Here is a 7,754-nt window from a genome sequence, read left to right as displayed (position 1 = left end):
CTTGGGCATGAAGACATCCTCCCAGCAGCGCCACACGGCACCACAGCTCAGGTGTCACCTACCCGTGCAGCAGACCCTATCGGCCGTCGCGGACGGTCATGCGCCTCGACTCATCGACTCGCCCGCGGTGGGACACTGATCGCTGTGACCGTCGAGTTCGAGTGCCGGACGCACGTGCCCGCCGGCGTGCAGGAGACATTCGACCGCTCTCGGAGCATCGACCTTCACATGGCGTCCATGTCGCATTCGCGCGAGCGCGCGATCGCCGGCATCACATCAGGCCTGATCAGCGAAGGCGAAGAGGTCACCTGGCGGGCATGGCACTTCGGGGTGCCGATCCGAATGACCAGCCGCATCACCGCAATGACGGAACCGGAGTACTTCGTCGACGAGCAGCTGCGTGGGCCGTTTCGCTCGTTCCGGCACGAGCACGAGTTCCGACCGGACGGGTCCGGCACGCTCATGATCGATCGGGTGAAATTCGCTGCGCCGTTCGGACCGCTCGGCACGATCGCGGAACTGGTGATCGGCCCGTATCTGCGCCGTCTCATCGAGAAGCGCAACGCCCACATCGCGGCAACCGACTGATCACTGCCCATCCTTCGACGCGGATCCTCGAGCCCGTCTCCAGGGGGTTGGGCTCTCCTGGTCAGTTCGTCGGCCGGATCGGGGGCAGTGGCGCCTCGCCCCACCAGCCGAGCCCGTGCCGGTCGTAGACCAGCGAGTCCACGATCGACCCGAGGGGCTCGCCTATGGCGAGATCCGCGAACTCACGACCCGCCTCTTCAGGGGTGGGGCCGAACCCGGCGTCGGAGGTGAGCCAGTGTTGGTACCAGAACGGGGGCCGTCCCTCCGTCGAGCTGGACGTGACTCGAACTCCGACCGGTGGACCCCACGGCGACTGGTAGATCAGGCAGTAGCCGTCGTCGAACGCCCACGCATCCTGAACGCTGACCTTCTGGCCGAGCCCTGCCTCGTCGCCGAGGTGACGAAGGCATGACAGCAGCGCCCGCGGGCCCCATGCGTCGAGCGCCGATGCCTCCAAGCTCGTGACGAGCGCGCGGTGCTCCGGTGTGTACACGCGATTGATGGTAACGACGCTCGGGATATCGGTCTGACGCCGACGCACAGACGATCCCTCAGCGGTCATCGCCCGCCCGGCTACGCTGCTGCAATGAGGCGACGCCGGGAGAACGAGGATGGCTCGCTCCTCGCCATCGCGCTTGGTGCTGTTGGAGTTCTCGCGATTGCGGTGGGGTCGTGGTGGTTCGCGGTCTTCCTCTACACGTCCGTCGATGGGGACGTTCTGATCCCTGTCGATGAAGGACGTTGGTCAGGAGCCCCGACCCTGTTCCTCGTCGGGTTGTTCGGGCTCGTAGGGCTTGCAGGAATCGGCATGTTCGGCTTCCTGGCCTGGCTCATGGTCCTCGCCGCAGGCGAGGGCCGCGGTGGACGCAGGTAGCGCGAAGCCGATCCCGCTATGCGACTCGGAACGCCTCAACGAGAACGATTACGCCGATGGCCACCACGCCGATGCCGGGCCCGGTCATGGCGCCGGGCTTACCGGCATCGGCCACGTCTCTCCCGAGCTGCCCGACGTTTCGACGCAGGTGCTTCTGGGCGAACCGAAGCATCCGCTCCTTGTTGAGAAGAATGAACGCGCCGAGCCCCAACAAGACGACTCCGTAGAGGAACAACCAGACGTTCACCGACAACACCTACCATGCGACCGGCGACGCGCCAGCACGGATGGGCATCCGAGCACGCTACCGCGACCACGAGGCGAACAGATGCCCACGCGTCCGGAAGTCGTCCCTCGGCGAGGTGACAGCCATCCCGAGTGGTACACTATTCCGTACCACAAATTCGAAGGGGCGGACATGTCGGCAATCACCGCGACCGAGGCGCGCAAGAGCCTGTTCGGCCTGATCCAGCAGGTCAACGACGATCACACCGCAGTCGAGGTCGTCTCTCGACACGGCAACGCCGTGATCATGTCGAAGGACGACTACGACGCGATCACGGAGACCGCTCACTTGCTGCGCAACCCTGCCAACGCCGAGCGGCTCCTGGACGCGATCGAGCGGGCGCGTCGCGGCGAGTTCGCGCAGCACGACCTCCTCGAAGCGTGACCCGCGCGCTCGCGTTCGATCAGAACGGCTGGGAGGACTACGTCTACTGGCAGACGCAAGACCGCAAGACGCTCAAGCGGATCAACGTCCTGATCGCCGACGTGCTCCGTGACCCGTTCGCCGGCATCGGGAAGCCGGAGCCGCTCAAGCACATCCTTTCGGGTGCGTGGTCTCGCCGCATCGACGAGACGAATCGGCTCGTCTACTACGTCACGGACGACCACATCGTCATCCTGCAAGCCCGCGACCACTATTGAGGTGGGCGACCGCGCCCGCACGGAACCGCAGCGCCCACGGACGGTCCGCCAGCGACGCACGGACGGTCCGCCGGCGACGCACGAGCGATCCCTCAACGGCACAGAATCGCCGGCGCCCGTTCGGTCACATTCGTTCACTACCGGGTCGTGTGGCGGGGCGGCTCCGCAAGGGGCGATCACCGCAAAGTTGCTCGGAGCGAGTCAAGCCCTTCATACTCCCGCGCGAGGTAGGCGAAAGCCTTATTGCCGGCTGCGAGGTCGAACACCGTCTTCCTGTATGCGCGGCGAAGTGGGATACCGAGTTCGACGAGGCTGGGAAGCTTCGCAAGCGTCGTCAGCTGTTCGGCCGGTAGGCGGGTCCCTGGCAGATGAAGGGTTCGGAGGTTCGTGAGCCGACTAATCCATTCGAGATCGGCCACGTCGAGCGTGCGGTCCGAACCGAGATGACCGTTGCCGAACGCCAGGCTCACGAGCGACTGAAGCTGTCCGATCACCTCCGGGTTGCTGGCGGAGAAGGGCTGATCGATCACAAGCGTCTGGAGCTCGTGGAGGGACGCCAGCGGCCGAAGATCCGTCACTGCGCGGGCGCCGCCGAGCGAAAGCGTGCGCAGCTCCTTCAGCGAAAGCAGGAGATTCAGGTCCGAATAGGGCCCACTTCACCGCAAGCGACTTCAGCTGATGCTGTCCGCCGACGGCATCGAGGAACTCCTGCGGTACTCGAGAGACGAGGTTCAGTTTCCGTGATGCGTGTGGTCGAACCGCTCAGGAACTCGACCCACTCGGCCAGGATCCGCTTCTGCTCGCTGCGTTTCGTGACTCCGTTGCCCTCCAGCTGCGTCGCCTGGACTTCAACCGAGCGCTGGCCTCGATACTGCTCGACGTGCCAGAGAACTTCGCGTCGACGCCCGAAGAAGTTGGCCACCGACCATCTTGCAGCACGTCCCGCTGCGATCGGTATCCGCGACGGGACGGTCGACGGGAAACTGGTTGAGAATGAGGCCATGGTGTTTTCGCGCCGTCGGTCGCGGCGGAAAGCTGCTTCCGCTCGGACGCCCATCGTCCGAGATCGTGGCGATCACGGAGTCGGGATGATCCTCGATCGAGCCGACGTGGAGCGGCTCGGTGTCGCCGAAGGTTCCGCGCTGGGCTTCGAAGAGGCGCCCAAGCCGGACGGCGCCGGGGTTGGGCTGCGCGTGCTCCGCGTCGCCGGTGAGCCTAGGTTCGAACTCTCCCACTGGTGTGGTACCTGCCCGTTCCTCTTCGAGCGCCTGCCGGCCGAAGGCAAGTTGCCCGTCCCGGAGTCTGCTTTCGCCGAGCGATTGCGGACGGGGCTGCCAGCGATCGATCGCGAGGTGGTGGAATCATTCGCCCGTCTCCTGCCCGAGGGCGAGTACATTCCGATCCTGCTCGACGTAACGCCACAGCTTGTCGAACCGGGAGGCGAACGCGACTACTTCGCACATGAGCAACTCGACACCTACTGGGGCCCGGCGCAGGACCCGCAGACGCCGTACTACCGGACCTTCGAAGCGCCAGTGGGCGAGGAGGCGCACCTCTACGAGTTCGTCGTACCGATGGTGCCGCCGTCGTGGAACGATCCGCTTGGCGTCGAGTCTTACGCCGACCGCGACTCATCCGGTCTGCTGCCGACCGCGGTCGCCGTCTCGATCCTTGATGTCACTGCACCGGCGATGGACCAGGGCGCCGATTGGTACTGGCACTGGACTCTCACCCACTTCCTGCTCGACGGGCACCACAAGTTCGAGGCGGCCGCGCGGGCCGGAGCGCCTGTCCGGCTACTCAGCCTCGTGGCCACTCGGGACGGCCTGTCGACTCCCGACGAAGTCTCAACAGCACTCAATGTCAGGAACAAGGCAGCTTCCGCGCGCCGGGCGCGCCGAGCATGATCCGCGGAGATGCCGACGTAGCGTCGTTCGCAGATGCCGAGGGCCCCGGCTTCGCGTCACGCTCAGGAGATGCATCTTGTCGATTGCCGGCGCCGTGCGAGACTCGTCGAGAACGCCGAGGGATCGATTCCGATCTCGCAATCGCGGCACCGGCGGCACCCTCGTAGTCACTTAATAGTCACAAAATCGAGATCACGGTGGTTCACTCGAGTTCACACTTCCGCGTGATTCCGGGGCTCGTGAGCCCGAGTGAAGGCGAGTGAATCACTACTGGATAACTTCTGCTTCCCAAGCAGACAGCGCGGGTTCGATTCCCGTCATCGGCTCTTCGTGAATTTGGCCTGATCAGATACGTTTTCTGCCACAAGATCGACGAATGTCGATTCGATTTGTTTTCGTCGAGTCACGGTTTACTCACGGTTAGTGATTCAGTTTGTTTCCGTGAGCGGACCCCGCTCAACTGTGCTGCCCGCCCCTCGCTCTGCCGAGAGACGCGACCGCGCCCGAGGTTCCTGGCCTATGCCCCCGGTCGCCGCGACCGCGACCGCGATCGGCCGATTGATGAGCCCGGATTGCGACACGTGGTCATCCATCCTGAATCAGAGGACGGAACCAAACCCAGGCCGAATCATAGACCTGTACCTGCCAGCCTTGCCGGCAATGGCGCAGGCTCTCGACGCCTCAGCCGCGCAAATGCAATGGACCCTCGCGGGAACGACTGTGGGCTTCGCCGCCGGGCAGGCTGTCGTCGGACCGTTAAGCGACCGCCATGGCCGACGGCGGCCACTCCTGGCTTCAATTACGCTTCATCTGTTCGCCAGCGCCCTGGTGGCTGCGTCGCCGACCATCACCCTCCTGCTCCTCGGGCGGGTGCTACAAGGCTTCGGCGCGGCCGCGGGCGTCGTGGTCGCTCTGGCCATAGCCAGAGACCTATACGGCGGCCCGCCGCTCGTCGTGCTGCTATCCAAGCTCGCGCTGGTTACCGGCCTCGCGCCCATCATCGCTCCCGTCGTCGGTGCCCAGATCCAGCAGTTGAGCGGATGGCGCGCCATCTTCGCCGTCCTCACCGGGTTCAGTCTTATCGTCCTCGTCGCGCTGGCAGCGACGGTGCCTGAAACATCGCGTCTGCGGTTCCCCGATGGCCACGCGGTCGTCCTTACGTACCGTGCACGATACATCGCCGTCTTCCGGGATCGACGCTTCTGGGGCGCGGCACTCATCGGTGGGATGAACTTCACCGCTCTGTTCGCCTACCTCGCCTCAAGCCCGTTCCTAGTGCAGACGGTGTTCGGATTCGCACCCGCGCAGTTCGGACTGGTCTTCGCCGCGAACTCGGTCGGCGTTGTCATTGGCATACAGTCCGCGGCACGCCTGGCACAGCGTATCGATCCGCAGAGAATCCTGCTCGTCGCACTGCCGCTCATGGCTGCAGCGCTGGTCTCCATCCTTGTCTGGGGCCATAACGACAATCCGGCATTCGTTCTCGGATCCGTCTTCCTGTACATCACGTTCGGAGGGCTCTGCGTTCCTTGTGTACAACTCATCGCCCTTCGAGATCACGCCCGACAGAGCGGAACCGCCGCATCCGTGCTCGGGATACTGAACTACGGGCTGGCGGGACTGCTTTCACCCATTCTGGGGCTCTTCCCCATCACCAGTGCTGCCCCAATGTCCGCGTACATGCTGACCGCAACGTGCGTGAGCATCGGGGCACTCATGTATCTCCTACGACCGTGGCAACCTGCTCAACGCCAATAGCGCCAGCCGGGACCGCGCATGTGAGCGCCGCAGGGTTTCTCAACCGGATGTCGCACCGAGGCCGAGGCCGAGGCCGTCAACCGCTACTACCGCACGTTCGACGCTGCGCCACTTCGACGTGCTCGGCATTAGCGAGTTCAGCCTCTGGAGGGACAACTGCGTGACCCATAGCGGACGAAGCGCGCGCTCGAGCTGTTCATCGAGCACGTGGTAAGGGCGTTCCGGGACTGACCGCGGCGGATATTCCCGGTGCCCGCGCTGACGCGCGTGCCGTTGGGCCGCGATCTGCGACGCGCTCTGGGTGCGGCTTGCCGACTGACGCGAGCCTGACTCTGGAGCGCGGTCGTGCATCGGGGTACAGAAGGTCCGCCTGCGCATCTCCTGGCGCCTGCAAAGACCTGCGCCGCTTCCCGGATACGAGACGGCGGGCGCCCCGCCAGGGCACCCGCAGCCTCAGGATGGCCGAACACTCGTCAGTCGGCGTAGCCGAGCCCGAAGCCGAAGGGGTAAAGCGCCGGCGCGATCGTGCCGGTGGACGGTGGCCAGCTGGTCAGCTGAGGTCCGGTCCCGCGGCAGCGCCAGCGCGGAACACGTCGATCGCGGTCCAGGCCATGAGCGTCGCGGCGTCGAGCAGGGCCCGCTCGGCCGTGGGCCCGATGCAGGCGGCCGCGAACTCCTTCTGATGGTTGCCGTAGGGCAGCGAGTCCAGGCCGATGTACGGATGGATCGCCGGCACCAGTTGCGACACGTTCCCCATGTCGGTCGAAGCTCGGTTCATGCGGCCGGCGGTCCGCGGGTCCGCGAACGCGCGACCGCGGGCGATCGCGCTGGCGCGGTATGCGGCGAGCGCGCGTTCGTCCGTGCGGAACTCGGCGTACGGCTTGCTCTCGGGGGTGATCGTGAGCGTCGCGCCCGACGCGAGCGCTCCGGCCTCGAAGCACCGGCGCACGCGGTTCTCGAGCGCCTCGAGCTCGGCCAGGGTTCCGGCGCGCACGTACCAGCGCCCCTCGGTGCGTTCGGGGATCGCGTTGGGCGCGAAGCCGCCGAGCGTCTGGATGCCGTGCACCCGGGTGTCCTCCGGCAGCTGCTGTCGGAGCAGGCCGAGCGCCACCTGCGCGACCACGAACGCGTCGTTGGCGTTCACGCCCTGGTCGGGATAGGCCGCGGCGTGCGCCGAGACGCCGTCGTAGGCGATGTGGCTGTGCGTGACGGCGAACGGTCGGGCCTCGGCGACGTCGACCGGCGCGGGGTGCACCATCATGGCGAGGTCCAGGTCGTGGAAGGCCCCCGCCTCGATCAGCTCGATCTTGCCGCCGCCCCCCTCCTCCGCCGGGGTGCCGTAGACGCGGACCGTGATCCCGAGCTCGTCGGCGACGCGGGCGAGGGCGAGGCCCGCGCCGACGGCGCTCGCGGCGATGAGGTTGTGCCCGCAGGCGTGGCCGAGCCCTGGCAGGGCGTCGTACTCGGCCATGATGCCGATGACCGTCGGCCCGCTTCCGGCCTCGGCCAGCAGCGCGGTATCGAATCCGAGGTAACCGGGGGTGACGCGGAAGCCCCCGACCGACAGCGCCTCGCCCACCCAGGCCGCCGCGCGGTGCTCCTCCCACGCCGTCTCGGGGTTGGCGTGCAGCACCTCGGAGAGCGCGATGAGGCGCGCGGCGGCTGCATCGACGACCTCCTCCGCTGCGGACTTCATCGTG

The 7,754-nt window shown here is 66.2% G+C and carries 10 protein-coding genes; 6 read left to right on the top strand and 4 right to left on the bottom strand.

Translation table 11 applies throughout. The annotated features are described in order from the left end of the window. Positions 1-144: 144 nt before the first annotated feature. Positions 145-588, top strand: a complete 444-nt coding sequence (locus tag ACIQH8_RS16855) for a cyclase (RefSeq protein ID WP_401000764.1) — start codon at positions 145-147, stop codon at positions 586-588. 61 nt (positions 589-649) lie between these two features. Here the strand turns inward: ACIQH8_RS16855 and ACIQH8_RS16850 are convergent, their stop codons facing one another. Continuing rightward, positions 650-1,081 carry a hypothetical protein gene (locus ACIQH8_RS16850; protein WP_401000762.1) on the bottom strand — a complete coding sequence of 144 codons (432 nt, stop codon included), beginning with the start codon at positions 1,079-1,081 and terminating at the stop codon, positions 650-652. Between the two features lie 93 nt (positions 1,082-1,174). On the opposite strand from ACIQH8_RS16850, the gene ACIQH8_RS16845 reads away from it, so the two are divergent. Next, entirely contained in the window at positions 1,175-1,462 is a 288-nt protein-coding gene (locus ACIQH8_RS16845) for a hypothetical protein (RefSeq protein ID WP_401000760.1), read from the top strand. Positions 1,463-1,478: 16 nt separating this feature from the next. Here the strand turns inward: ACIQH8_RS16845 and ACIQH8_RS16840 are convergent, their stop codons facing one another. Continuing rightward, the gene (locus ACIQH8_RS16840) at positions 1,479-1,709 is read right to left on the bottom strand and encodes a hypothetical protein (RefSeq protein ID WP_401000758.1); all 231 of its coding nucleotides are present in this window, start codon (positions 1,707-1,709) and stop codon (positions 1,479-1,481) included. Between the two features lie 171 nt (positions 1,710-1,880). Between ACIQH8_RS16840 and ACIQH8_RS16835 the strand changes: the two genes are divergently transcribed. Next, positions 1,881-2,132, top strand: a complete 252-nt coding sequence (locus tag ACIQH8_RS16835) for a type II toxin-antitoxin system Phd/YefM family antitoxin (protein ID WP_401000756.1) — start codon at positions 1,881-1,883, stop codon at positions 2,130-2,132. After that, complete coding sequence (locus ACIQH8_RS16830) at positions 2,129-2,389, top strand: Txe/YoeB family addiction module toxin (RefSeq protein ID WP_401000754.1); 261 nt, start codon at positions 2,129-2,131, stop codon at positions 2,387-2,389. Before ACIQH8_RS16835 ends, ACIQH8_RS16830 begins: the two co-directional genes overlap by 4 nt. 176 nt (positions 2,390-2,565) lie before the next feature. On the opposite strand, the gene ACIQH8_RS16825 is transcribed toward ACIQH8_RS16830, so the two are convergent. Further along, the gene (locus ACIQH8_RS16825) at positions 2,566-2,967 is read right to left on the bottom strand and encodes a hypothetical protein (protein WP_401000752.1); all 402 of its coding nucleotides are present in this window, start codon (positions 2,965-2,967) and stop codon (positions 2,566-2,568) included. A 510-nt stretch (positions 2,968-3,477) separates the two neighbouring features. On the opposite strand from ACIQH8_RS16825, the gene ACIQH8_RS16820 reads away from it, so the two are divergent. Both ACIQH8_RS16820 and ACIQH8_RS16815 read left to right on the top strand, forming a co-directional pair. After that, positions 3,478-4,296, top strand: a complete 819-nt coding sequence (locus tag ACIQH8_RS16820; protein ID WP_401000750.1) for a hypothetical protein — start codon at positions 3,478-3,480, stop codon at positions 4,294-4,296. 519 nt (positions 4,297-4,815) lie between these two features. Beyond that, complete coding sequence (locus ACIQH8_RS16815) at positions 4,816-6,054, top strand: multidrug effflux MFS transporter (protein WP_401000748.1); 1,239 nt, start codon at positions 4,816-4,818, stop codon at positions 6,052-6,054. 550 nt (positions 6,055-6,604) lie between these two features. On the opposite strand, the gene ACIQH8_RS16810 is transcribed toward ACIQH8_RS16815, so the two are convergent. Continuing rightward, complete coding sequence (locus ACIQH8_RS16810; protein ID WP_401000746.1) at positions 6,605-7,750, bottom strand: M20 family metallopeptidase; 1,146 nt, start codon at positions 7,748-7,750, stop codon at positions 6,605-6,607. Positions 7,751-7,754 lie beyond the last annotated feature (4 nt).

The sequence above is a fragment of the Agromyces sp. GXQ0307 genome, assembly GCF_044769845.1.
Lineage (GTDB): Bacteria > Actinomycetota > Actinomycetes > Actinomycetales > Microbacteriaceae > Agromyces.
The sequence above is the reverse complement of the archived record's forward strand: the minus strand, read 5'-3'. Positions and strand labels throughout refer to the sequence as shown.